Source organism: Aquabacter sp. DMC10 (assembly GCF_056314145.1).
In genome coordinates, this window is record NZ_JBQUYX010000002.1 from 297,395 (window position 1) to 320,154 (window position 22,760).

Below are 22,760 nucleotides of genomic sequence, written 5' to 3' on the forward strand. Positions count from 1 at the left end.
GGTGCGGCCGGTTGCGTCACTCCCATGGACCTCGCGCGTGCTCGGCTGGCCGTCTTTCCTGCGCCGCTCCGGCGTTCGTCTCCGCTCGCGTGGCGGTGACGGGCTGGGGCTTGTTCTTGCTCTTGTGGTGCTCGCCGCCCTGCCCGGCTGCGCCGTCCGGCCCGGTCCCGACGTGCTCGCGCCCGTGCTGGCGGCGACGCCGGGGACCAAGCCCTACACCGTCCTGGTCGCCTCCACCCGCGCCCGCGATCTCAATCCGGGCACGCTTTATAATGGTGAACGGACGAGCAAGCTGGATTTCGCCACCGTCACCGTCACCGTGCCGCCCAGCCACAAGCCGGGCGATATCGAATTTGCCCAGCAGCAGCCGCCCAATCCCGCCACGGACATGGTGGTCCAGGAGGCCGTCTATCTGGACTCCGACCAGCAATTCGTCGCCGACCTGAATGCCCAGCTCGCCAAGATGCCGCCCGGGCATCGGCAGGCCGTGGTCTTCATCCACGGCTACAACACCCAATTCTCCGAAGCGCTCTTCCGCCTCACCCAGATGGTCCACGATTCCGGCCAGCCGGGCGTGCCGGTGCTGTTCACCTGGGCCTCGCGCGGGAAGACGGAGGATTATGTCTATGACAACAACAGCGCCACCGCCGCCCGCGACGCCCTGGAGCGCACGCTCGGCCTGGTGGCGCAGAGCAAGGCGGAATCGGTCACCATCATCGCCCATTCCATGGGCAATTGGCTGACGGTGGAGACCTTCCGGCAGATGAAGATCGGCGGGAAAATGATTCCCCCCAACCGCCTGGGCCAGGTCATCCTGGCGGCGCCGGACATCGACGTGGACGTGTTCAAGTCCCAGCTGAAGCGCTTCGGCAAGCCGCTGAAGCCCTTCATCGTCGTCGTGTCCCGCGACGACAAGGCGCTCGGCTTTTCCGATTTCCTCGCCGGCAACAAGCAGCGCCTGGGCGCCTATGCGGATGATGCGGACCTGGTGTCGCTCGGCGCCATCGTGGTGGACATGACCAATGTGAAGGCGCTCGATTCCATGAACCATGGAAAGTTCGCCCAGCTGGCGGAGATCGCCCCGCAGCTGCGCGGCGTCATGGAAAAGCAGAGCACCAGCACCGTTACGCCGGCCACGCCCTTCATCGAACTGGGCGGGGTGCTCATCAGCGGCGTCAGCCAGGTCACGCCCCGCCCGCAGGGGGGCAACTGAGGCCTTTCAGGGTTTCATCGAAACGCTGACATGCCTGGGTTCGGACGCGCGTGGTTCGCCCGCCCCGTGCCCACTTCGCCGGGACCGGCTCCATGGCAATAAAAAAGCGCCCGGACCGGAGGCGACCGCCTCGGACCCGGACGCTGCATCGGGACAGAGCCCCGGGGACGCTCAGGCCTTCAGGGCCTGCTCCTTGCGCCAAGCATCGATGGCGATGGCAAGCGAGGTCACGCCCCAGAAGACCAGATACTCAATGCCGCCCTTGGCCCAGTACCAGTTCACGCCCTTGGTCTGGAGGATGGCATAGGCCGCAACCACCATGCAGCCGAAGGACAGAAGCCCGATCCAGCGGGTGAAGAGGCCGAAGGTGAGGCCGAGGAAGGCCAAGGCCTCGCACACCACGGCCATACCCAGGAAGAGCGGCGCGGGCGTCAGCCCCGCCTTCGCGAAGAAGGCAAGTGTCGGTTCGACGGACGTGAGCTTCTGATAGACGTGGGGCGCGTAAAACAGCCCCGCCAGTATCCGGACAACGTTCATTCCATCAGTCAAGGCAAACCGGTTGGGCAAAGTAACCGGTCCGATCAGCGTACGAAACGAAAAAGGGGCGCCGACCGCTCCGTGTGATGAGGTCAACGACATAATGAATACTCCTCGTGTTCGATGAGGAGACCATGCACCCTGCGTCGCAGCACGCCATTGATGCGGCGCAAATGTGGCGAGCTCACGAAAATATTACCTCTCCACCGGCGCCCACAGCACGTCCTCGATCCGCCGCGCGCCTGAGGCGAGCATGGCCAGCCGGTCAAAGCCGAGCGCGCAGCCGCTGGCGGCGGGCATGGCGGACAGGGCGGCCAGGAAGCCTTCATCGATGGGGTAGCGCTCCCCATAAAGGCGTTCCTTCTCGTCCATCTCCACGGCGAATCGGCGCCGTTGCTCGTGGGGATCGGTGAGCTCGCCGAAGGCATTGGCCAGCTCCACCCCGCAGGCATAAAGCTCGAAGCGCTCCGCCACCCGCGGATCGGACGCTTTGGGCCGGGCGAGCGCAGCCTCCGAGGACGGATATTCGCACAAGAGGGTCGGCCGCCCCTGCCCCAGATTCGGCTCCACCTTTTCCACCAGCACCCGCGAGAAGACATCGGCGAAGCTGTCATCCTCCGCCACCCTTATGCCTGCAGCCACCGCCGCCGCCCGCAAAGGCCCTGCCTCCGGCTCCTGGCCGGCCGGGGCGAGGCAGGACAGGAGGTCAATGCCCGCAAAATGCGCGAACGCCTCCGCCAGCGTCAGCCTTTCGGGCGTGGCGAAGGGATCGCAGGTCATGTCGCGATGGGAAAAGGCGGTCACGCCCCCCGCCTCGGCCGCCAGCGCCAGGAGACGGGCGCAATCGGCCATGAGCGCCTCATAGGGTTCTTCCGCCCGATACCATTCCAGCATGGTGAATTCGGGATGATGGGTGCGCCCCCGCTCCCGGTCGCGGAACACGCGGGCCAGCTCGAAAATGCGCGGCTCACCGGCCGCCAGCAGCTTCTTGGCGGCAAATTCCGGCGAGGTGCGCAGGTAATAAGGATGGCTTTGCCCGTCCGGGGCGGTCCACACCGTCGCGAAGGCGTGCAGGTGCGCCTCGTTGCCGGGCGAGACCTGGAGCACCGGCGTCTCCACCTCCAGGAAGCCGTCGGCGGCGAAATAATCCCGCACCGCCTTGAGGATACGCCCGCGCGCCAGAAGGAAGCCGCGACGGTCCTGATGGACCGACCTGTCCCACCAGGGGCTCGGGGCGCCGGTCACAGGCGCCCCCTTGCGCGCCAGAGGGCGCCCAGCGGAAAGGAAGACTGGCGAAACCCGTCAGGATCGTTATGTTGCGCGCCCACAAGGCGCATGAGGGCGCCGCCAAAGTTTCGAGGAAGACAAGCCGTGGTCAAGGTCATCGCCAGCTCTCTGCGCAAGGGCAATGTCGTCGATATCGAAGACAAGCTCTACGTGGTTCTCAGCGCCGAGAACATCCATCCCGGCAAGGGAACTCCCGTTACGCAGATGGATCTGCGCCGCATCTCCGACAGCGTGAAGATCTCGGTGCGTTACCGCACCACCGAGCAGGTGGAACGCGCCTTCGTGGAGGACCGGCCCCACACCTATCTGTATCAGGATAGCGACGGCTACACCTTCATGAACCCGGAGAATTACGACCAGGTGGCCGTGCCCGAGGACGTGATCGGCGACCAGAAGGTCTATCTTCAGGAAGGCATGGAATGCATGCTCTCCCTGCACAATGGCGTGCCGATCGCCATCGAGCTGCCCCAGCGCGTCACGCTGGAGATCGTGGACACCGAGCCCACCGTGAAGGGCCAGACCGCCTCTTCCTCCTATAAGCCGGCCATGCTCTCCAACGGCGTGCGCACCATGGTGCCCCCGCACGTGTCCGCCGGCACCCGCGTGGTCATCATGACCGCCGACGCCTCCTATGTGGAACGCGCCAAGGACTGATCGGCCCCGATCTCCCACGGCAGGTGACCAAAAGAAAAGCCCGCCCCCTCGCCGGGGGGCGGGCTTTTCTTATGGGTGCGTGTCCTATGCGTGCCTGAGAAGGCCGCTCAGGCCCCCTTGAGCCCGCCCGCCTTGACGATGAAATCGGCCACCACCTCCACGCCCTTGCCATGGCGGATGGCGGCGAACACATAGGGCCGGCCCTGACGCATGCGCTGGGTGTCGGCTTCCATGACGGAGAGGTCCGCGCCCACCAGCGGTGCGAGATCCGTCTTGTTGACCACCAGGAGGTCCGAGCGCGTGATGCCCGGCCCGCCCTTGCGCGGGATCTTCTCGCCGCCGGCCACGTCGATCACATAGACGGTGATGTCCGCCAGTTCGGGCGAGAAGGTGGCGGCCAGATTGTCACCGCCCGATTCGATCAGGACGAGGTCAAGGCCGGGGAACTTCGCCTCCATCTGCGCCACCGCGCGCAGATTGATGGAGGCATCCTCACGAATGGCGGTGTGCGGGCAACCGCCCGTTTCCACCCCGAGGATGCGCTCCGGCTCCAGGGCGCCGGCCACCGTGAGCAGGCGGGCATCTTCCTTGGTGTAGATGTCGTTGGTGATGGCGCAGATGTTGTAGCGCTCGCGAAACGTCTTGCAGAGCATCTCCATGAGGGCGGTCTTGCCCGAGCCGACGGGACCGCCGATGCCCACCCGAAGGGGGCCGTTGCCGGATGCGCTCATGAGCGGAAAAGCCTCGTATATTGGGTTTCGTGACGGAAGGAGCCGAGATCGGCCCGGAAGGTGGCGGTGCCGATCTCGTCGAGCCCCAGCGTTTGCGCGGCATCGGCCAGGTGCGCCACCCGGGGCGACAGCGCAGCGAGGATGCGAGCGGCGGCGGTCTGGCCGACGGGTGCGAGGCGCAGCGCCGCCGAGAGCAGCGCCTGCACCTGGGCCAGCATGAAGGCCGCGCCGGCGCTGGCGCAGGGCACGCCATGGGCGGCGCAGGCAAGCGCCACCGCCACGGGATAAGCCACCTCCTCCCCTTGCAGCACCGGCGCGAGGCGCGACAGGCGCGGATGGGGCCAGGCGGAAATGACCGCATCGAGGAAGGACCGGCCCTGCTGGCAGGTCTCCAGCCGCAGTTCCGCAGAGGGAGAGAGCGCGACGGCCAGTTCGTTCACCTCCCGCAAAGCGGCGGCATCATCGGCGGCGGCGGCCCGGTAGGCATGGGCGAAGAGGATAGCGTCGGAGCGGGGAAAGCCGTGTTCCAATATGTCGGTCACATAGGCAAGCAGGCTCGGCTCGCGGGCCACGTCGCCCGCCTCCACCGCCCATTCCAGGCCGTGAGAATAGGCATAGCCGCCCACGGGGAAGCTGGGGGACAGCCACGCAAAAAGGGGCAGCAGGCCGATGCCGGCCGCCGCCTCTTCCTGATCCTGCACTGCGGAGCCGGGCATTGCGCCCGGCAGGTCAGTCGTGATGGTGGTGATGTCCGCACCCGCAGCTGGCGCCCGCCTCTTCGTGGACGTGGTCATGGGCATGGTCATGGGTGTGGGCGTGGCCATGAACCTCCCGATGGGTGTGGGCGTGATCGTCGTGATGGTCGTGCCCGCACGTGGCATGGTCATGGTCATCGCCATGGTCATGGTCGCCGTGATGGTGCTGGCCGTGCTGGTGCATGTGCTCCTGCGCCGCCTCATAGGCCCCGCGCTCCGGCCGGAAGGGACGCACCACCGCCACCGTCGCGGCGCCGATGCCGCGCAGCATTTCCTCGATCACCTTGTCATCGGCCACATAGAGCGCGTTCTCGGTGAGCTCGGTGGGCACATGGCGGTTGCCCAGGTGCCAGGCGGCGCGCATCAGGCGCAGCGGGTTGAAGGTGGTGATCTCCAGCAGCGTCTCGGGCGCCGCCTTCACGCGGATGAGCCGGCCGTCATCCAGCACCAGCGCATCGCCATCGTCGAGCACGGTGGCGCGGTCGAGATCCAGCAGGAATTCCGCGCCGGTGTCGGAGGTCAGCGCGATCCGCCGGCGGTGGCGGGCGTGATGATCGAGGGTGATGGTGTCGACCACCTGCTCCGCGCGAACGGCCAGGTGACGGATGATGCGGGTAGCACGGGCCATTTTTTATCGTCTCCGGGCGGTGTCGCGGCTTGGGCGGCGACTATCCGCCACGCCGGACCTCAGAACAAGAAGTAGCGCTGCGCCATCGGGAGGACCTCGGCCGGCTCGCAGACGAGCAGCTCGCCATCGGCGCGCACGTCATACGTCTCCGGGTCCACCTCGATGTGCGGCGTTGCGTCGTTCAGCACCATGCTCTTCTTGCTGATGCCCCCACGCACATTCTCTACGGATACCAGTGTCTTGCTTGTCTGGAGCTTGCCCGCGAGGCCATCCTCCACCGCCGCCTTGGAGACGAAGGTCAGCGAGGTGCCCGTGCGCGCGCGGCCGAAGGCGCCGAACTGGTAGCGGTAATGCACCGGCTGGGGGGTGGGGATGGAGGCGTTGGGATCGCCCATCTGCGCCATGGCGATGGCGCCGCCCTTCAGCACCAGGTCCGGCTTCACGCCGAAAAAGGCCGGCGTCCACAGCACGAGGTCGGCCAGCTTGCCCGCTTCCACCGAGCCAATGTGCTTGGACATGCCGTGGGCGATGGCGGGATTGATGGTGTATTTGGCGATGTAGCGGCGGGCGCGCAGATTGTCGTTATTGCCCTCGCCCGGCAGGCCGCCGCGCTGGCGCTTCATTTTGTCCGCCGTCTGCCAGGTGCGGATGATGACCTCGCCCACCCGGCCCATGGCCTGGCTGTCCGAGCTCATCATGGAGAGCGCGCCGAGATCGTGGAGGATGTCCTCCGCCGCGATGGTCTCCTTGCGGATGCGGCTCTCGGCGAAAGCGAGGTCCTCTGCGATGGAGGGGTCGAGGTGGTGGCACACCATGAGCATGTCCAGATGCTCGTCGATGGTGTTGCGGGTGAAGGGCCGCGTCGGATTGGTGGACGAGGGCAGCACATTGGCCAGCCCCGCCACCTTGATGATGTCCGGCGCATGGCCGCCGCCCGCCCCTTCCGTGTGGAAGGCATGGATGGTGCGGCCCTTGAAGGCGGCGATGGTGTCTTCCACGAAGCCGCTCTCATTGAGCGTGTCGGTGTGGATCATCACCTGGATGTCGAAGGCATCGGCCACCGACAGGCAGCAATCGATGGCGGCGGGCGTGGTGCCCCAGTCCTCGTGCAGCTTCAGGGCGCAGGCGCCCGCGCGGACCATTTCCTCCAGCGCCGCGGGCTTGGAGGCATTGCCCTTGCCGGCGAAGGCCAGATTCATGGGGAAGGCATCGGCCGCCTCGATCATGCGGGCAATGTGCCAGGGGCCGGGGGTGCAGGTGGTGGCAAACGTGCCGGTGGCCGGCCCGGTGCCGCCGCCCAGCATGGTGGTGACGCCGGAGGCAAGCGCCTCCTCGATCTGCTGCGGACAGATGAAATGGATGTGGCTGTCGAAGCCGCCGGCGGTGAGGATCTTGCCTTCGCCCGCAATCACTTCCGTGCCGGGGCCGATGATGATGTCCACGCCCGGCTGCACATCGGGATTGCCGGCCTTGCCGAGCTTCACGATGCGCCCGCCGGCAATGCCCACGTCGCACTTCACCACGCCCCAATGGTCCAGCACCACCGCATTGGTGATGACCGTGTCCACGGCACCATCCGCATTGGTCACCTGGCTCTGGCCCATGCCGTCGCGGATCACCTTGCCGCCGCCGAACTTCACCTCCTCGCCATAGGTTGTGAAGTCCTTCTCCACCTCTATGACGAGGGACGTATCCGCCAGGCGGATCTTGTCGCCCACGGTGGGGCCGAACATGTGGGCATAGGCGGACCGGGGAAGATGGGCTTTTGTCATCGGGGCCTCAGAGGCTCGCGCCGTCGAAGAATTTGGGGGTCATTGCGGTCGCGTCGACGCCATCCAGGCACCGCACGTTCACCGCCACCATCTGCGTGCCATCGGGCTTCTGCCCAAGGGAGAAAGGCTCAATTCCACACACCGTACAAAACTGGTGACGCACCACGTGGCGGTTGAAGAGGAACTCCTTCAGCATGTCGCCGCCCTGGTCGAGCCGGAAGCCCGAGGGCGCGGTGAAGGACAGGATGGAGCCGAGCCGGCGGCAGCGGGAACAGTTGCAGGTGATCGTGCGGTCGAGGTCAAGGTCGGCCTCGAAGCGCACCGCGCCGCATTGGCAGCCGCCGAAATAATGCTGAACGGCCATCAGTTTCCTCCCGCCAGCGCAGGCTGAAAGAGGCCGCTGCGCGCGGCCTTGGCGTCGAAGGTGAAGGTCTGAGCACATCCCGCGCGGCGATTGAGTGCGCCGATCAGGGCATCGACGAAATCCAGCGGCTCGACCGCCATGACCTCCAGCGCGTCGATCACTGCTTCCCGATCCGAGATCACATAGGCGGGGCTCTCCAGCAGGGTCTCGATCACCTGCATCAGGTCGGGCCGGCTGGCGCGGTAGCGCCGTGTCAGCGTCCAGCACAATTCCGCCAGCACAGCCACATTCACATATCCCGGCGCCTCGGGTGTAAGGCGCGCCAGAAGCGCGGCAGCCACCGGCGAGAGGCGTGGATCGTCCGCCGTCAACGCGCGCAGGAGAATGTTGGTGTCGAGTCCGATCACGCCGCACGCCCCTTCCGGCCGGGCTTGCCGCCCCCACGGGCACGGTCATCCCGTGCGATCACCTCGGCCCCAACAGCTTCTTCGTCGGTCAGGGCCGGATCGGGCTTCAGGTGCGCCAGCAGGCCCACCACCGCGTCGGCCGGGCGGGCGCGCACGCGCATCTTCAAGGTGCCGTCCTGGCCCTCGAAGAATTCCACCCGGTCGCCAGCCTTCACGGCGAACTTCTCCCGCAGCGCGGCCGGCAGCGTGACCTGCCCCTTGCTGGTGACGGTGGAGTGTCCCATGTGCGCCATCGCCATCTCCTTACTTTCAGGAGAAAGTAGCACGATCCGACTTTTTCCTTACAGCTTGCCCATCACATCGCCCCGGAAGCCGTAGACCTCGCGCTTGCCGGAGAGCGGCACGAGGGAGACCTCGCGGGTGGCGCCCGGCTCGAAGCGCACGGCGGTGCCGGCGGCGATGTCGAGGCGCATGCCGCGGGCCTTTTCGCGGTCGAAGGCGAGGGCGCCGTTGGTCTCGTAGAAATGATAATGGCTTCCCACCTGGATGGGCCGGTCCCCCGTATTGGCCACCGACACCACCACCCGCTCGGCCCCCTCGTTGAAGACGATCTGGCCGGGCCGAGTGATGACCTCGCCGGGCACGTCGTCGGAGGCCGCGCCCCGGATGGGGTGGTGCACGGTGACCAGCTTGGTGCCATCGGGGAAGGTGGCTTCCACCTGGATGTCGTGGATCATCTCGGCAATGCCCGGCATCACCTGGTCGGTGGTGAGCACATGGGCGCCCGCCTCCATCAGGTCGGCCACCGTCCGGCCGTCACGCGCGCCTTCCACCACGAAGTCCGTGATGAGGGCGATGGCCTCCGGATGGTTGAGCTTCACCCCCCGCGCCAGGCGCTTGCGCGCCACTTCGGCGGCCATGGCGATGAACAGCTTGTCCTTTTCGCGCGGCGTCAGCAGCACAGCACTTCTCCCTAAAGACCCCAGACACGCGGCAGAGGACCGCCCGTGAACCCCATCAGAAACGACGTTGCATCCCGCCGCAACGCCTCGATGCCCTGCCCGATGAAACGCACCGCCAGCAGCCCGTTCCAGGCACTGGCACCGCATTCGCAGGCGCACGGCTCAAGCAGGCTGCGCGCCTCCTCCAGCCGCGCCTCCGCGTCGGGCGCCACGTAAAGACAGGTGCCGAGCGCCACGCCCCCCGCCGCGACCGCAGGCCGGGCGATGAGATCGGCAACGGGGCCGGAGAGACGCAGGGCATCCGCATAGATGAGCTTGCCGTCCCGGCGCACCCGCCAGCGGTCGGACAGATGGCCTTCCTTCACCTGCTCGCCCCGCGCGGCGCGGCCCAGCATCAGCCCCTCGAAGGACAGGAAGCGGGCATCCCCGGCCAGATCCACCTCATAGGAACGGGCAAGGCGCGCGGTGTCGAACAGGATGGTCTCCTGCGGCAGCCACTGGAGCGTCGCCCCGGCCTCCGCGACGAGCCGCACGGAAATCTCCGACACCGCCCCGTCGGAGCGATAGACCTTCTCCGCCGCCGGCGTCGCCACCGTGACGCGGGCGCCCGGCCGGGCGGTGATGGAAATGGAAAAGACATCGCCGCAGGCGACCCCGCCGGCGGTGTTCACCAGCACGGCCTCAAGGCCCCCGCCTTCCACGCGCGGCAGCCGGGCGCGCAGCGAGCCGCTCTCGGCCAGCGCGGACAGGTGCGTGCCGGCGGCGGAGGCCTCCGCCACCAGCTCCACCCGCCCGATGCTGCGCTGCCTTTGAGAGGGGGGGCGCTCAGATGGCCATGAGACGGCGGACATCATCTCCATCAAGCCCGCTCCGGTCCCCGCTCACCACCACTTCGCCGCGCTCCATGAGGATGAAGCGATCGGCCAAATCACGCGCGAACTCAAAATACTGTTCCACGAGCACGATGGCCATGTCCCCCTTGTCGCGCAGGTAGGAAATGGCGCGACCGATATCCTTGATGATGGAGGGCTGGATGCCTTCGGTGGGCTCGTCCAGCACCAGGAGGGAGGGCCGCGTCACCAGCGCCCGGCCGATGGCCAATTGCTGCTGTTGTCCACCGGAAAGATCGCCGCCGCGCCGGCCCAGCATGGATTTGAGCACCGGGAACAGCTCGAAAATCTCGTCCGGCACGTTGCGGTCCTTGCGGGCCAGGCGCGCATAGCCGGTTTCGAGGTTTTCCTTCACGGTGAGAAGCGGGAACACCTCGCGCCCCTGGGGCACGAAGCCGATGCCCAGCGCCGCCCGGTCGGGGGTGGGAAGACGGGTGATGTCCTGCCCGTTGAAGGTGACGGACCCGCCCGCCACCGGCCGCTGGCCCATGATGGCCCGCAGAAGCGAGGTCTTGCCCACGCCATTGCGGCCGAGGACGCAGGTCACCTGCCCCTTCTGCGCTTCCAGGTTCACTTTGCGCAGGGTGTGGGCGGCGCCGTAATAGAGATCGAGGTTCTCGACCTTCAGCATGCGAAAACCTCCAAGGCGGGGACGGCGCCAACAGGCGCGCGGGATGTGAAGGACAAGGTGCCGGCCACCCTCACCTCCCCAGATAAACTTCGATGACACGCTCGTTGGAGCTGACCTGGTCCAGCGATCCTTCCGCCAGCACCGAGCCTTCGTGCAGCACCGTGACCTTCACGCCGAGATCGCGCACGAACACCATGTCGTGCTCCACCACCACCACGGAGCGTGTCTTGGCGATGTCGCGCAGGAGGTCGGCGGTGTCGGCGGTCTCCTGGTCGGTCATGCCGGCGGCGGGCTCGTCCACCAGGAGAAGGCGCGGCTCCTGCGCCAGCAGCATGCCGATCTCCAGCCATTGCTTCTGGCCGTGGCTCAATTCGGAGGCGCTGCGCTTGCGGTGGTCCTTCAGGCGGATGCGCTCCAGAAGCTCGTCGATGCGCTCGCGCTCATGGGCGGTGCGGCGCCAATAGATGTTGGAGAAGGCCCGCCGGTCGCTTTTCACCGCCAGCAGCAGATTGTCCTCCACCGTGTGCATGTCGAACACGGTGGGGGTCTGGAACTTGCGGCCGATGCCCAATTGGGCGATGGCGGCCTCGTCCAGCTGCGTCAGGTCATGGCTGCCGGCAAACACCGCCTCGCCCTTGGTGGGGCGGGTCTTGCCGGTGATGACGTCCATCATGGTGGTCTTGCCGGCGCCGTTGGGGCCGATAATGGCCCGCATCTCCGCTTCCTCGATGGTCAGCGAGAGGGCGTTGAGGGCGCGGAAGCCGTCGAACACCACGGACACGTTGTCCAGATAGAGCAGCGCCGGGGTCAGTTCGGAGGTGAGGGGCTGGGAGGCTTCCATGATCCTCACTCCGCGGGCTTGGCGGCGACGGCGCCGGGGGTGGGCTTGCGGCGGCGGGCGGAGAGGCTGGCCCACAGGCCCAGCACGCCCTTGGGCAGGAACAGCGTCACCAGCACGAACAGGGCGCCGAGCGCGAACAGCCAGGCTTCCGGCAGGAGGCCGGTGAACCAGGTCTTGCCCGCATTGACGATGAGCGCGCCCAGCGCCGCGCCCACCAGCGTGCCGCGTCCGCCCACCGCCACCCAGATCACCGTCTCGATGGAATTGGCGGGCGCGAATTCGCCGGGATTGATGATGCCCACCTGCGGCACATAGAGCGCGCCGGCCAGGCCCGCCAGCATGGCCGAGATGGTCCAGCACAGGAGCTTGTAATTCTCCACCCGGTAGCCGAGGAAGCGCGTGCGGCTCTCCGCATCGCGCACCGCCACCAGCACCTTGCCGTATTTGGAAGTCACCAGCGCCCGGCACAGCACATAGCCCCCCGCCAGCGCCAGCGCCGACATGGCAAAGAGCGTCGCGCGGGTGCCATCCGCCGAGATGGAGAAGCCAAGGATGTCCTTGAAGTCGGTCAGGCCGTTATTGCCGCCGAACCCCATGTCATTGCGGAAGAAGGCCAGCATGAGGGCGAACGTCATGGCCTGGGTGATGATGGACAAATAGACGCCCGTCACCCGCGAGCGGAAGGCGAACCATCCGAACAAGAAGGCCAGCGCGCCCGGCGCCAGGAACACCATGAGCATGGCGAAGGGGAAGAAGTCGAACCCGTACCAGAACCAGGGCAGGCTCTTGTAATTCAGGAACACCATGAAGTCCGGCAGCACCGGATTGCCATAGACGCCCCGGGCGCCGATCTGGCGCATGAGATACATGCCCATGGCATAGCCACCGAGCGCGAAGAAGGCGCCGTGGCCGAGCGAGAGCACGCCGCAATAGCCCCACACCAGATCCACCGCCACAGCGAGCAGCGCGTAGCAGACATATTTGCCGAGCAGCGGGACCAGATAGTCGGAGACGTGGAGCGGCGAGCCCTCCGGCACCATGAGGTTGGCGGCCGGCACGAGCACCGCCGCCCCCAGCACGATGGCGAGGAAGAACCAGCCTTTGCGATCGATCATGCCGGTCATGCTTCCACCGCCCGGCCCTTGAGCGCGAACAGGCCGCGCGGGCGCTTCTGAATGAAGAGGATGATGAGAACGAGAATGACGATCTTGCCGAGCACCGCGCCGGCAAAGGGCTCCAGCAGCTTGTTGGCGATGCCGAGGCCGAAGGCGGCCACCAGGGTGCCCCAGAGGTTCCCCACCCCGCCGAACACCACCACCATGAAGCTGTCGATAATGTAGCCCTGGCCGAGATTGGGGCTGACATTGTCGATCTGCGAGAGGGCGACGCCGGCAATGCCGGCAATGCCCGAGCCCAGCCCGAAGGTGAGCGCGTCGATGCGCCCGGTGCGGATGCCCATGGCGCCGGCCATGCGGCGGTTCTGGGTGACGGCGCGCACATAGAGGCCGAGCATGGTGCGCTTGAGCACCAGGAGCAGCGCGAAGAACACCAGCAGCGAGAAGACGATGATCCACAGCCGGTTATAGGTGATGGCCATGTGCCCGATGTCGAACGAGCCGGACATCCAGGAGGGCGCGCCCACCTCCTTGTTGGTGGGCCCGAAGATGGAGCGCACCGCCTGCTGGAGAATGAGCGAGATGCCCCAGGTGGCCAGCAGCGTTTCCAGCGGCCGGCCATACAGGAAGCGGATCACCGTGCGCTCGATGAGGATGCCCACCAGCGCCGTGAACAGGAAGGCCAGCGGCAGGGCGATGGCCAGCGACCAGCCGAACAGCCCGGGCGCGGAGGTGCGGATGAATTCCTGCACCACGAAGGTGGTGTAGGCGCCCAGCATCACCATTTCGCCGTGGGCCATGTTGATGACGCCCATGACGCCGAAGGTGATGGCAAGGCCGATGGCGGCCAAGAGCAGCACCGAGCCCAGCGACAGGCCGTACCACACATTCTGCGCCACGCCCCACATGGCCATTTGCCGGTTGATGGCCTTCACGCCATCGGCGGCGGCGGCCTTGACGGCGGCGGGGCTGTCCGGCGGCAGGCTGGACAGCAGGGCCAGCGCGTCCTGGTCGCCGCGAGCCGCCACCACGCGGGTGGCGGACACCCGCTCGGGCTCGCTCACATCGGTGCGGGTGATGATGAGGGCGGCGCGGGCCTGGACCAGGGCGGCCTTCACGTCGGGATTGGCTTCCTTCGCCAGCGCCGCGTCCAGGGTCGGCAAGGTGGCGGGATCGCGGGACTTGAAGACAGCGGTGGCGGCCGCCAGGCGCTTGGCCGGATCGGGGCTCAGCAAGGCGAGCGCGCCGGCGGCGGCATCCACGCTGCGGCGGACGCGGTTGTTGAGGCGCACCGCCTTCAGGCCGGCGGGCGGATTGGCCACCACCGCCCCGGTGGCGGCGTCGGTGATCGCGCCCTGCGGCGTGCGCAGATAGACCGCCTTGGTGGCGGGGTCGAACAGGAGGCGCCCGTCGCGGATGCCTTCCACGATGGCGGCCGCCTGGGCATTGGGGGAGACCGCCAGCAGGCCGAGAGCGGCCTCGGTGTCAGAATAGCTGTCGGTGCCCAGCTTGGCGAGGGCCGGCGCCAGGTCCGACACGGTCCCGGCGGGGGCGGACAGGGCAGCGGTGGGGGAAACCTCTTCGGCCATCGCCCGGGCATGGGGCGCGGCCGGCGCGAGGAAGGACGAGACGACAAGCGCCAGTCCGGCGAAGAGAAGGGGGACGGCGCGCCTCAGTCTTTGCTTGGTCATGTCAGTCCGCAAGTCCACCGCTGCGAGAGGGCGGCCGCGCGGACGCGGCCGGAAGAGCGGGTGCGGCCACCGGGCCGGGCTGCGGCCTTCGGGCAGGCGGGCCGGCAAGGTGCCGGCCGCATCAAAGGTTCGCGGCGGTCCGGCGGCCCCGGTGGGCCCGCCGGACAGCCCTCGAACGGCTTACTTGGTGGCGCTGCCGAGGCAGACCTTCTTCACGCTGTCATAGTTGCCGCAGTTGAGCTGAACCCAGTCGGCCACCAGGTCCTTGGAGCCTTCCAGCTGCTTGGACCAGGCTTCGCCCGGGATCAGGTTCTCGGTCTTCCACACCACGTTGAACTGGCCGTTGTCCTCGATCTCGCCGATGAAGACGGGCTTGGTGATGTGGTGGTTCGGCAGCATCTCGGACACGCCGCCGGTCAGGTTGGGCTGCTTGGTGCCGGGGAGCGCGGCGATGACCTTGTCGGGATCGACGGTGCCGGCCTTGGTGACGGCCTGAACCCACATATTGAAGCCGATGTAATGGGCCTCCATGGGATCGTTGGTGACGGCCTTCGGATTCTTCATGAAGGTCTGCCACTGCTTGATGAAGGCGTCGTTCTCGGGGGTCTTGATGGACATGAAGTAGTTCCAAGCGGCCAGGTGGCCGACGAGGGGCTTGGTATCCATGCCGGCGAGTTCTTCCTCGCCCACCGAGAAGGCCACCACCGGGATGTCGGTCGCCTTGATGCCCTGGTTCGCCAGTTCCTTGTAGAAGGGCACGTTGGCGTCACCATTGATGGTGGAGACCACGGCGGTCTTCTTGCCCTGCGAGCCGAACTTCTTGATGTCGGAGACGATGGTCTGCCAGTCGGACTGGCCGAACGGGGTGTAGTTGATCATGATGTCCTCGGACTTCACGCCCTTGGACTTCAGATAGGCTTCCAGGATCTTGTTGGTGGTGCGGGGATAGACATAGTCGGTGCCCGCGAGCACCCAGCGCTCCACCTTCTCTTCCTTGGCGAGGTAGTCCACCGCCGGGATGGCCTGCTGGTTCGGCGCGGCACCCGTGTAGAAGACGTTCCGCTCGCTCTCCTCGCCCTCATACTGGACGGGGTAGAAGAGGATGGAGTTCAATTCCTTGAACACCGGCAGCACCGACTTGCGGCTCACCGAGGTCCAGCAGCCGAACACCACGGACACCTTGTCCTTGGTGATGAGCTCGCGGGCCTTCTCGGCGAACAGCGGCCAGTTGGAGGCGGGGTCCACCACGACGGCCTCGAGCTTCTTGCCGAGCACGCCGCCCTTCTTGTTCTGTTCCTCAATGAGCATGAGCATGACATTCTTCAGCGTGGTCTCGCTGATGGCCATGGTGCCCGAGAGGGAATGCAGAATACCGACCTTGATGGTCTCCTGAGCCGACGCGGTCCCGATCATTCCCGCGATCGCCGTGGCCGCCACGAGACTCCCGAGCCCGAGGCTTTTCGCAGCGCCCTTGGCCGCTCCCTTGGCAACCCGTCCCAGCATACCGAGCATGCGCTCTCTCCGTGTTCGTCGGCTGGCGCGAGGGCCAGCGGAACGAACACAGCAAGCCCCATGCCACACGAGGGGAGCGGCATGGGGCGCGCATGCATGCAATGCGGAATCTCGCGCCGCACATGATGGGCGCTTCAAGCGACGGCGGTCTGCCTGCGGAAGAGGCGGATCAGATTGCCTTCGATTTAGGCAAAATGACGCCTTCCTGCCCGAACCGGCGCCACAAGTGTTACAGAACGTTGAACAGATAGAGGAGGACGATGACGCCGAAGGGCACGCCCATCAGCCAGAGAAGCACGCCGCGCATGGGATGAGGTCCTTTTTTGTGACACCTGCCTCATCAACGCCCGCGCCCCGCCCGCGTTCCCGCTGCGTCCATTGTGCAGCGCACGATCTTGACCCGGAACGCGGTCCTCCCTCTTATGCCGGAAAGGGCATGGGGCGGCGCATGGACGAACTCATCGACGGCTATCGACGGTTCAGGGAAGTGGCCTGGCCAGACCACAAGGCCGTTTTCGAGCGGCTCGCCGCCCGTGGCCAGCGGCCTCATACCTTCATCGTCGCCTGCTCCGACAGCCGCGTCGATCCGCAGATGATCTTCAATACCGGCCCGGGCGAATTGTTCGTGGTGCGCAACGTCGCCAATCTCGTGCCGCCCTATCAGCCCGACGCGAAATACCACGGCACCAGCGCCGCGCTGGAATTTGCCGTCAATGTGCTGAAGGTGCAGAAGGTGCTGGTGCTCGGCCATGCCCAATGCGGCGGCGTCCATGCCCTGCTCGACGGCGCCCCGCCCGGCGCCCAGGACTTCGTCGCCCCCTGGATGACCATGGCGGAAAGCGCGCGGCAGGAAACGCTCAAGGCGAACCTGCCGCCGGAGGAGCGGCAGCGGTATTGCGAGCATTGCTGCGTGCGGCTGTCCTTGGCGAATCTGAAGACCTTCCCCTGGCTGGCCCGTCGCCTGGAGAGTGGCGACCTCAGCCTGCACGGCGCCTATTTCGGCGTGGCCACTGGCCGCCTGGAGCTGCTGGCCGACGACGGCACGTTCAAGGCTGTGGATTAAGGCCGCGCGGCGCTCCCGTCCGACCGTCCCCTGACGAGGCGATCTCGTCACGCCCTCTCCGCCCCCCGTCGCCCCCCGCCCTTGGCCCGCCATTCGGGCCCAGCGGAAATCGTGCCGCCCCAAGGCATACGGCCCTCGCCCTACCGCCTCGGCATGACCTGCCGCCACGGCGCGCCCCGCCCTGGACTTTTTCAGCCATAAGTGCCGCCACGGCGCAGAAACACGAATTGCCGCAACGCGTCTTGGCGCAAGCAAAACATTCGGCTAGGACTTGCGCCATCAAGTAAGCGGCGGTTATGCCGGCGCACAATATCTTACCTTTTCTTGCGGGAGAGTCCGTCCTTGGGACAGTTGGCGTTCCTCCTTGTGGGCTCGGATTCGCTCCGTCGGCGCTGGATGGTTGTGGCGGGAATCGGCGTCCTGCTGGTCCTTCTGGGCCTCATCATCTTCGGCGAGGCGGCGGAAGGCATCACCCTTGCCGCCATTGATGCCTTTGGCTTCGTGATCCTGTTCCAGGGCGTGTTGACCTTCTTCACCGCCCTGGCGGCGGGCGCCGCGCTTGGCCTCTACATCAATCTGGCCCGCTCCATACTTCTGGTTGTGCTGGCCTGCCTGATCCTCGACTTTCCCTGGCGCAACGAGCTGGCGGTCACGGTGCTGTTCGGCCTCGCCTTCCTGGTGGACGGCATCCTGCGGATCGGCAGCGCCTATGTGCTGAGATATTCGGGCTGGCGCACCATGCTGGTCTGGGGGGTGGTGCAGCTGGTGCTGGCGGCGCTGATTTTCTCCGATTGGCCCATCCCGCGCGGCAAGAACATTCCCTTCTTCGTCTCCATCTCGCTGATGTTTTCCGGCTGGGTGGTGCTGCGCATGGGGCTGATGCTGCGCTCGCTGGAGCCGGAGGCGGCCATTCTCAACCTGCCCATGTTCGGCAAGCGCGCCTGGTATGAGCACGCCCCGGTCTTTGCCGGGCCGGGTGGTCCGCCGCCCTCGGGCGAGCCCATGGTGGTGCATGTATGGACGCCGCTCGGGACCGCCCATGGCGCCGCCCGCCGGCCGGTGCTCGACCGCTACATTGCGGCGGTGGATTCCAAGGGCGTGATCTCCACCGGCCATGCGGCGCTGGAAGCCAAGCCCGACGTCTATATCAGCCATTATCCCGCCTCCGAGCTGGACCGCGACCCCTCTCAGTTCATGCGCGCCTTCCGCGCCACGCGGGACAATGACGTGCCCGGCCGCTTCCAGCCCTCCTATGAAGAGGAAGCCGCCGGCTGGACCGAGGCGGACGCGCACGTGATCTTCCGCAATTACAACCAGAGGCGCCTGCGGGCCTTCTGGATCGGCTACCGGCAGGAAAACACCTACAACCTGACCAACCGCAACTGCTCGGTGGCGGTGGCCTCGGCCATGGATGCGGCACTCGAAGGTGCGCTGGCCACCCGCTGGCCGTTCGTGCGCATCGCCATCCTGTTCGCCAATCCCGACCTGTGGATGGCGGCCATGCTGCGCCACCGGGCAGAATCCATGACCTGGACCCCCGGCATCGTGCTCGACTATGCCCGGCTCATGAAGCGCCTGGTGGAACCGAACCAGATCTCCTGGTTCGGCCGCCTGGCCCTGGCCTTCCGCGTCTGGAAGCGCCATCCCGCCCCGCAATCCCCCGCCGCCGAAAAGGCCATGTCGTGAGCGAGACCGCCCTTCCGCCCGCCTCCGGGCACCTCCTGTCGCGGGCCGCCGTCATCGCCACGGCCATGACCTTCGGCCTGACCTATTCCTTGAGCGCGGCGCTGATCGCCCTGGACCTGGCCGAGCGGGGCATGAGCGAGGCGCTCATCGGCACCAATGCGGCCATGCATGCGGTGGGCGTGCTGGCCACCGCGCTGGTGCTGCCGCGCCTGGTCGGCGTGTTCGGGGTGCGGGGGCTCATCCTGTCCTCCCTGGTGCTGGCCGCCGCCACCATGATGGCCTTCCCGCTGATGCCGGTGGTGTGGCTGTGGTTCCCGCTGCGCTTTCTGCTCGGCGCCGCCTCCGAGGCGTTGTTCGTCCTGTCCGAGACCTGGATCAACAGCCTGAGCACCGAGCAGACCCGCGCCCGCGCCATGGCGGCCTATACCGCCGCGCTCTCGGTGGGCTTCGCGCTCGGCCCCCTGATCCTGTCCGTGGTGGGCACGGGAGGCATGACGGGCTATGCGGTGGGTGCGGTTCTGGCGCTGTGCGCCGCCGGCTTTGTCGCCTCCCCGCGCATCACCGCGCCGAAGTTCGAGGAGCCAAGCCACGCCAGCCCGCTCCATTACATGCGCATCGCCCCCATTGCCCTCTCCGCGACGGTGCTGAACGCGGCCATCGAGGCGGCGGGCCTGTCCTTCCTCGCCATTTACGCCATCAACCTGGGCTGGCCAGAATCCGACGCCACCCGCCTCATCACCTGCATGATGGTGGGCGCCATCCTCCTGCAACTGCCCATCGGCTGGCTCGGCGACACCATGAACCGCCGCACGCTGGTGATCGCGCTGGCCTCGATCGCCGCGGCTGGGGCGCTGCTGTGGCCCTTCGCTCTGGATTCCTTCTGGGCCTCCTATGCCCTGCTCTTCATGTGGGGCGGCGCGTTCGTGGGCATCTACACCATCATGCTCACCGTGGTGGGCAGCCGCTTCAAGGGCGGGGAATTGGTGGGCATCTATGCGGTCATGGGGCTGACCTGGGGCGGCGGCGCGCTGATCGGGCCGCTGGCGGCGGGGCTGGCCATGCAGGTCTTCGTGCACGGCCTCGCCTATTTCTGCGCCTTCGCGCTCGGCGCCTTCGCCCTTGCGGTTGTCCTCATGAAAAGGGACACGTGACGTAAGGACAAGACTTCCGCCTGGCATCCGCAATTCTGTCCAACAATTAATCCGCTTTGACTGGAGTTCCGGTTCAAGCGTCACAGAATGCTGATAAGATTAAGGTCCGTGACACCCGTCTGGAGACGATAAAAATGAACAGGCTTTTTGGCGCGCTGGCGGTGGCCGCGGCCTTGGCGGCGCCTTTCGCTGTGGGTCCCGCCGCCGCTGACCCGGTGAATACGGAAGTCCCCGCCGCGGGCGCGAACTGGCTGTTCGTGCAGGTGGCCGACCAGGTGTCCATCGAAGGCAACAAGCTGATCCTGAAGGGCACCGCCCCGCAGACCCTGATGTTTGCCGACCGTCCCGAGCGCATGACCGGCGAGACCACCACCGCCGGCTTCGTGAAGATCTGGACCCAGGGCAAGGACAGCTTCCAGAAGGACCCACCCAACGCCACGCTGGCGGTCACCGGCGCCGACGGCAAGCCGCAGACCGCCGTGGTGGAACTGACCGACCCGGTCGTGTCCGGCGATACGCTGACCTATACCTTCCGCACGCTGAGCAACGAGCAGCCGGTGGCCGGCACCTCGGCCAGCCTGTTCATCGACTGGTGGTATGCCGGCCCCGGCCGCTGCTGGCGCGGCCCGTACGGCGGCCTGCACTGCGTCTACTGAGACGCCCCCCATTGAAGGATCGGGCCCGGCCAAACGCCGGGCCCGTTCTTTTTCGCGCGCCTCAGGCGATCTGGGCCGCCCGGTCCTTGCCCTGGCGCTCCAGCATCCAGCCGGGATATTCGACCGGCAGCGCGCTCACCGCGTCGAGCCGCTCCATCTCCTCCGCCGTCAGGCGGATGTCGGCGGCGGCGAGATTGTCGTCCAGTTGCGCCAGCGTCTTGGCGCCGATGATGGCGGACATGACGAAGGGCTTGGCCAGCACATAGGCGAGCGCGATCTGCGCCACCGAGACACCCCGCGCCTCGGCGATCGGTCGCATGGCGTCGATGCAGTCGAAGGCGCGGTCCTTGTTCACCGGCGGGAAGTCGAAGGTCACGCGCCGCCCGTCATTGGTGCCGGCACCGTCGCGGCCATATTTGCCGGAGAGCAGTCCACCCGCCAGCGGGCTCCACACCATCAGTCCCAGCTTCTCGGACGTCAGAAGGGGCGCGATCTCGCGCTCCAGGTCCCGGCCGGCGATGGTGTAATAGGCCTGGAGGGTCACCGGCCGCGCCCAGCCGTTCTTCTCCGACAGGCCGAGCGCCTTCATGAGCCGCCACGCCTGCCAGTTGGACACGCCCACATAGCGCACATGGCCCTGGCGCACGAGGTCGTCGAGGGCCTGGAGGGTCTCCTCCACGGGGGTGATGGGGTCGGTGCCGTGGATCTGGTAGAGGTCGATATAGTCGGTGCCCAGCCGCTTCAGGCTGGCCTTCACGCCATCCATGATATGGCCGCGCGAGGCGCCCCGATCGTTGCGGCCGGAGCCCATCGGGCTATAGACCTTGGTGGCCAGCACCACGTCCGTGCGCGGGCGGCCGGAAGCGCGCAGCGCGGCCCCGGTAATCTCCTCGGACAGGCCGGCGGAATAGACATCCGCCGTGTCGATGAAGTTCACCCCCGCATCGAGCGCGCGGGCGACGATGGCGTCCGCCGCGCTCTGGTCGAGATTACCGATGGCGGCCCATTGGCCGCTGCCACCGCCGAAGGTCATGGTGCCCAGGCAGATTTCGGACACGAGAAGGCCCGTGCCGCCGAGAGTCTTGGTGCGCATGAGATCGCTGTCTCCTCAAGGCCGGGCGGAGCGCCCGGCGCGCGCCCACAGCGGCCAGGCCCCGCCCCCGGGAGCCGCCCGGCCGCCGGGCTGGCCCTGAAATAGGCCATGGCTTTGTTCAGGATTAGACCCGACATCGCCCATAGAGTATGAAGCTGGGCTATATGGTCCAGCCACGGACAGGCCCATGCCCCGCCCCGATCCCTTTGACGGCCTGAGCGAATTTCTCGCCGTGGCGCGCCTCGGCTCGTTCCGCAAGGCGGCTGCGGCGCTCGACGTGACGCCCGGCGCGGTGAGCCAGGCCATCCAGGCGCTGGAGGCCCGGCTCGGCCTGCCGCTGTTCCACCGGACCACCCGCTCGGTCTCCCTCACCGAGGCGGGGGACCATCTCATGGGACGGGTGGGCCAGGCGGCGGACGCCATCGTCGGCTCCCTCGACGGCCTCAGCCAGATGCGCGGCGAGCCAGCGGGCACGCTGCGCCTTCTGGTGCACCGGGGCGCCGTGGAGCATGTGCTGGAGCCGGTGCTGCCGGTCTTTCACCGCGCCTATCCGCAGGTGAAGCTGGACATCGTGGTGGATGAGAGCCACGCCGATTTGGTCAAGTCCGGCTATGACGCGGGCATCGGGGTGGGCGAATTCATCGATCGCGACATGGTGGCGGTGCGCGTCACCCGGCCCTTTGCCTGGGTGGTCGCTGCCGCCCCCGCCTATCTCGCCCGGCACGGGCGGCCGCAGGTGCCCGAGGACATCGCCCGCCACACCTGCATCCGCTATCGGCGGCCGGAACTGGGCGGCATCTATCGCTGGGAGTTCGAGCGGGACGGCCAGTCGCTGACCCTGGAGCCGCCGGGCAGCGTGGCGGTGAACGATTCCAGCCTCGCCCGCGCGCTCGGCCGCCAAGGGCTCGGCCTGATCTATACCTCCGAGCTTCACGCGGCGGCGGATCTGGCCGCCGGGACGCTGGTGCCGGTGCTGAGCGATTTCGTACCCGCCCGCGATGCCCTCTTCATCTGCTTTCCCCGCCAGAGCCGCAGCCAGCCCAAGCTGCGCGCCTTCGTGGACACCTGCACACGGGTGATGCTGCGCGCCCCGGCGGACAGCGCCGGCTGAACCGGCGCGC

General features: G+C 67.1%; 24 protein-coding genes. 7 read left to right on the forward strand and 17 right to left on the reverse strand.

Features of this window, described 5'->3' with window-relative positions; all coding sequences use genetic code 11:
- Window positions 1–37: 37 nt before the first annotated feature.
- Window positions 38–1,213: an alpha/beta hydrolase gene (locus ACT54L_RS06140; protein ID WP_476084665.1), complete on the forward strand. Its 1,176-nt coding sequence runs from the start codon at window positions 38–40 to the stop codon at window positions 1,211–1,213.
- 171 nt (window positions 1,214–1,384) lie between these two features.
- Here the strand turns inward: ACT54L_RS06140 and ACT54L_RS06145 are convergent, their stop codons facing one another.
- Together ACT54L_RS06145 and epmA are read right to left on the reverse strand one after the other, a co-directional pair.
- Complete coding sequence (locus ACT54L_RS06145; RefSeq protein ID WP_476084666.1) at window positions 1,385–1,750, reverse strand: DoxX family protein; 366 nt, start codon at window positions 1,748–1,750, stop codon at window positions 1,385–1,387.
- A gap of 195 nt (window positions 1,751–1,945) precedes the next feature.
- Window positions 1,946–2,995: an EF-P lysine aminoacylase EpmA gene (gene epmA / locus ACT54L_RS06150; protein WP_476084667.1), complete on the reverse strand. Its 1,050-nt coding sequence runs from the start codon at window positions 2,993–2,995 to the stop codon at window positions 1,946–1,948.
- A 126-nt stretch (window positions 2,996–3,121) separates the two neighbouring features.
- On the opposite strand from epmA, the gene efp reads away from it, so the two are divergent.
- Window positions 3,122–3,691, forward strand: a complete 570-nt coding sequence (gene efp / locus ACT54L_RS06155; protein ID WP_476084668.1) for an elongation factor P — start codon at window positions 3,122–3,124, stop codon at window positions 3,689–3,691.
- 107 nt (window positions 3,692–3,798) lie between these two features.
- On the opposite strand, the gene ureG is transcribed toward efp, so the two are convergent.
- The 14 genes from ureG to urtA form a co-directional block, all read right to left on the reverse strand.
- Complete coding sequence (gene ureG / locus ACT54L_RS06160; RefSeq protein WP_476084669.1) at window positions 3,799–4,422, reverse strand: urease accessory protein UreG; 624 nt, start codon at window positions 4,420–4,422, stop codon at window positions 3,799–3,801.
- Window positions 4,419–5,138 carry an urease accessory protein UreF gene (locus ACT54L_RS06165; protein WP_476085168.1) on the reverse strand — a complete coding sequence of 240 codons (720 nt, stop codon included), beginning with the start codon at window positions 5,136–5,138 and terminating at the stop codon, window positions 4,419–4,421. The genes ureG and ACT54L_RS06165 overlap by 4 nt, the downstream gene beginning before the upstream one ends.
- 13 nt (window positions 5,139–5,151) lie before the next feature.
- Window positions 5,152–5,805, reverse strand: coding sequence for an urease accessory protein UreE (gene ureE, locus ACT54L_RS06170; RefSeq protein WP_476084670.1), 654 nt, complete (start codon window positions 5,803–5,805; stop codon window positions 5,152–5,154).
- A gap of 59 nt (window positions 5,806–5,864) precedes the next feature.
- A complete protein-coding gene (gene ureC / locus ACT54L_RS06175) occupies window positions 5,865–7,577 on the reverse strand; it encodes an urease subunit alpha (protein ID WP_476084671.1) in 1,713 nt (570 codons plus the stop codon).
- Window positions 7,578–7,584: 7 nt separating this feature from the next.
- A complete protein-coding gene (locus ACT54L_RS06180) occupies window positions 7,585–7,941 on the reverse strand; it encodes a GFA family protein (RefSeq protein WP_476084672.1) in 357 nt (118 codons plus the stop codon).
- Window positions 7,941–8,348 carry a PIN domain-containing protein gene (locus ACT54L_RS06185; RefSeq protein WP_476084673.1) on the reverse strand — a complete coding sequence of 136 codons (408 nt, stop codon included), beginning with the start codon at window positions 8,346–8,348 and terminating at the stop codon, window positions 7,941–7,943. The genes ACT54L_RS06180 and ACT54L_RS06185 overlap by 1 nt, the downstream gene beginning before the upstream one ends.
- The gene (locus ACT54L_RS06190; RefSeq protein WP_476084674.1) at window positions 8,345–8,641 is read right to left on the reverse strand and encodes an AbrB/MazE/SpoVT family DNA-binding domain-containing protein; all 297 of its coding nucleotides are present in this window, start codon (window positions 8,639–8,641) and stop codon (window positions 8,345–8,347) included. The genes ACT54L_RS06185 and ACT54L_RS06190 overlap by 4 nt, the downstream gene beginning before the upstream one ends.
- A 48-nt stretch (window positions 8,642–8,689) precedes the next feature.
- Window positions 8,690–9,310, reverse strand: coding sequence for an urease subunit gamma (locus ACT54L_RS06195; RefSeq protein ID WP_476084675.1), 621 nt, complete (start codon window positions 9,308–9,310; stop codon window positions 8,690–8,692).
- A gap of 11 nt (window positions 9,311–9,321) precedes the next feature.
- Entirely contained in the window at window positions 9,322–10,089 is a 768-nt protein-coding gene (locus ACT54L_RS06200; RefSeq protein WP_476084676.1) for an urease accessory protein UreD, read from the reverse strand.
- Window positions 10,090–10,135: 46 nt separating this feature from the next.
- Window positions 10,136–10,831: an urea ABC transporter ATP-binding subunit UrtE gene (urtE, locus tag ACT54L_RS06205; RefSeq protein WP_209104586.1), complete on the reverse strand. Its 696-nt coding sequence runs from the start codon at window positions 10,829–10,831 to the stop codon at window positions 10,136–10,138.
- Window positions 10,832–10,901: 70 nt separating this feature from the next.
- Window positions 10,902–11,672, reverse strand: a complete 771-nt coding sequence (gene urtD / locus ACT54L_RS06210; RefSeq protein ID WP_476084677.1) for an urea ABC transporter ATP-binding protein UrtD — start codon at window positions 11,670–11,672, stop codon at window positions 10,902–10,904.
- A gap of 5 nt (window positions 11,673–11,677) precedes the next feature.
- On the reverse strand, window positions 11,678–12,787 hold the full coding sequence (gene urtC / locus ACT54L_RS06215) for an urea ABC transporter permease subunit UrtC (protein WP_476084678.1): 1,110 nt from the start codon (window positions 12,785–12,787) through the stop codon (window positions 11,678–11,680).
- 5 nt (window positions 12,788–12,792) lie between these two features.
- Window positions 12,793–14,376, reverse strand: a complete 1,584-nt coding sequence (gene urtB / locus ACT54L_RS06220) for an urea ABC transporter permease subunit UrtB (protein ID WP_476085170.1) — start codon at window positions 14,374–14,376, stop codon at window positions 12,793–12,795.
- A 282-nt stretch (window positions 14,377–14,658) separates the two neighbouring features.
- Window positions 14,659–15,990 carry an urea ABC transporter substrate-binding protein gene (gene urtA, locus ACT54L_RS06225; RefSeq protein WP_476084679.1) on the reverse strand — a complete coding sequence of 444 codons (1,332 nt, stop codon included), beginning with the start codon at window positions 15,988–15,990 and terminating at the stop codon, window positions 14,659–14,661.
- Window positions 15,991–16,438: 448 nt separating this feature from the next.
- Here urtA and ACT54L_RS06230 point away from each other — a divergent pair, with 448 nt between their 5' ends.
- The 4 genes from ACT54L_RS06230 (at window position 16,439) to ACT54L_RS06245 (ending at window position 20,546) form a co-directional block, all read left to right on the forward strand.
- Complete coding sequence (locus ACT54L_RS06230; protein ID WP_476084680.1) at window positions 16,439–17,053, forward strand: carbonic anhydrase; 615 nt, start codon at window positions 16,439–16,441, stop codon at window positions 17,051–17,053.
- A gap of 342 nt (window positions 17,054–17,395) precedes the next feature.
- Window positions 17,396–18,739, forward strand: a complete 1,344-nt coding sequence (locus tag ACT54L_RS06235) for an HdeD family acid-resistance protein (RefSeq protein WP_476084681.1) — start codon at window positions 17,396–17,398, stop codon at window positions 18,737–18,739.
- Entirely contained in the window at window positions 18,736–19,890 is a 1,155-nt protein-coding gene (locus ACT54L_RS06240; protein ID WP_476084682.1) for an MFS transporter, read from the forward strand. The genes ACT54L_RS06235 and ACT54L_RS06240 overlap by 4 nt, the downstream gene beginning before the upstream one ends.
- A 134-nt stretch (window positions 19,891–20,024) precedes the next feature.
- Window positions 20,025–20,546 carry a hypothetical protein gene (locus ACT54L_RS06245; RefSeq protein WP_476084683.1) on the forward strand — a complete coding sequence of 174 codons (522 nt, stop codon included), beginning with the start codon at window positions 20,025–20,027 and terminating at the stop codon, window positions 20,544–20,546.
- Between the two features lie 61 nt (window positions 20,547–20,607).
- Here the strand turns inward: ACT54L_RS06245 and ACT54L_RS06250 are convergent, their stop codons facing one another.
- Window positions 20,608–21,639, reverse strand: coding sequence for an aldo/keto reductase (locus ACT54L_RS06250; protein ID WP_476084684.1), 1,032 nt, complete (start codon window positions 21,637–21,639; stop codon window positions 20,608–20,610).
- A gap of 187 nt (window positions 21,640–21,826) precedes the next feature.
- Here ACT54L_RS06250 and ACT54L_RS06255 point away from each other — a divergent pair, with 187 nt between their 5' ends.
- Complete coding sequence (locus ACT54L_RS06255; protein ID WP_476084685.1) at window positions 21,827–22,750, forward strand: LysR family transcriptional regulator; 924 nt, start codon at window positions 21,827–21,829, stop codon at window positions 22,748–22,750.
- The last annotated feature ends 10 nt before the right edge of the window (window positions 22,751–22,760 follow it).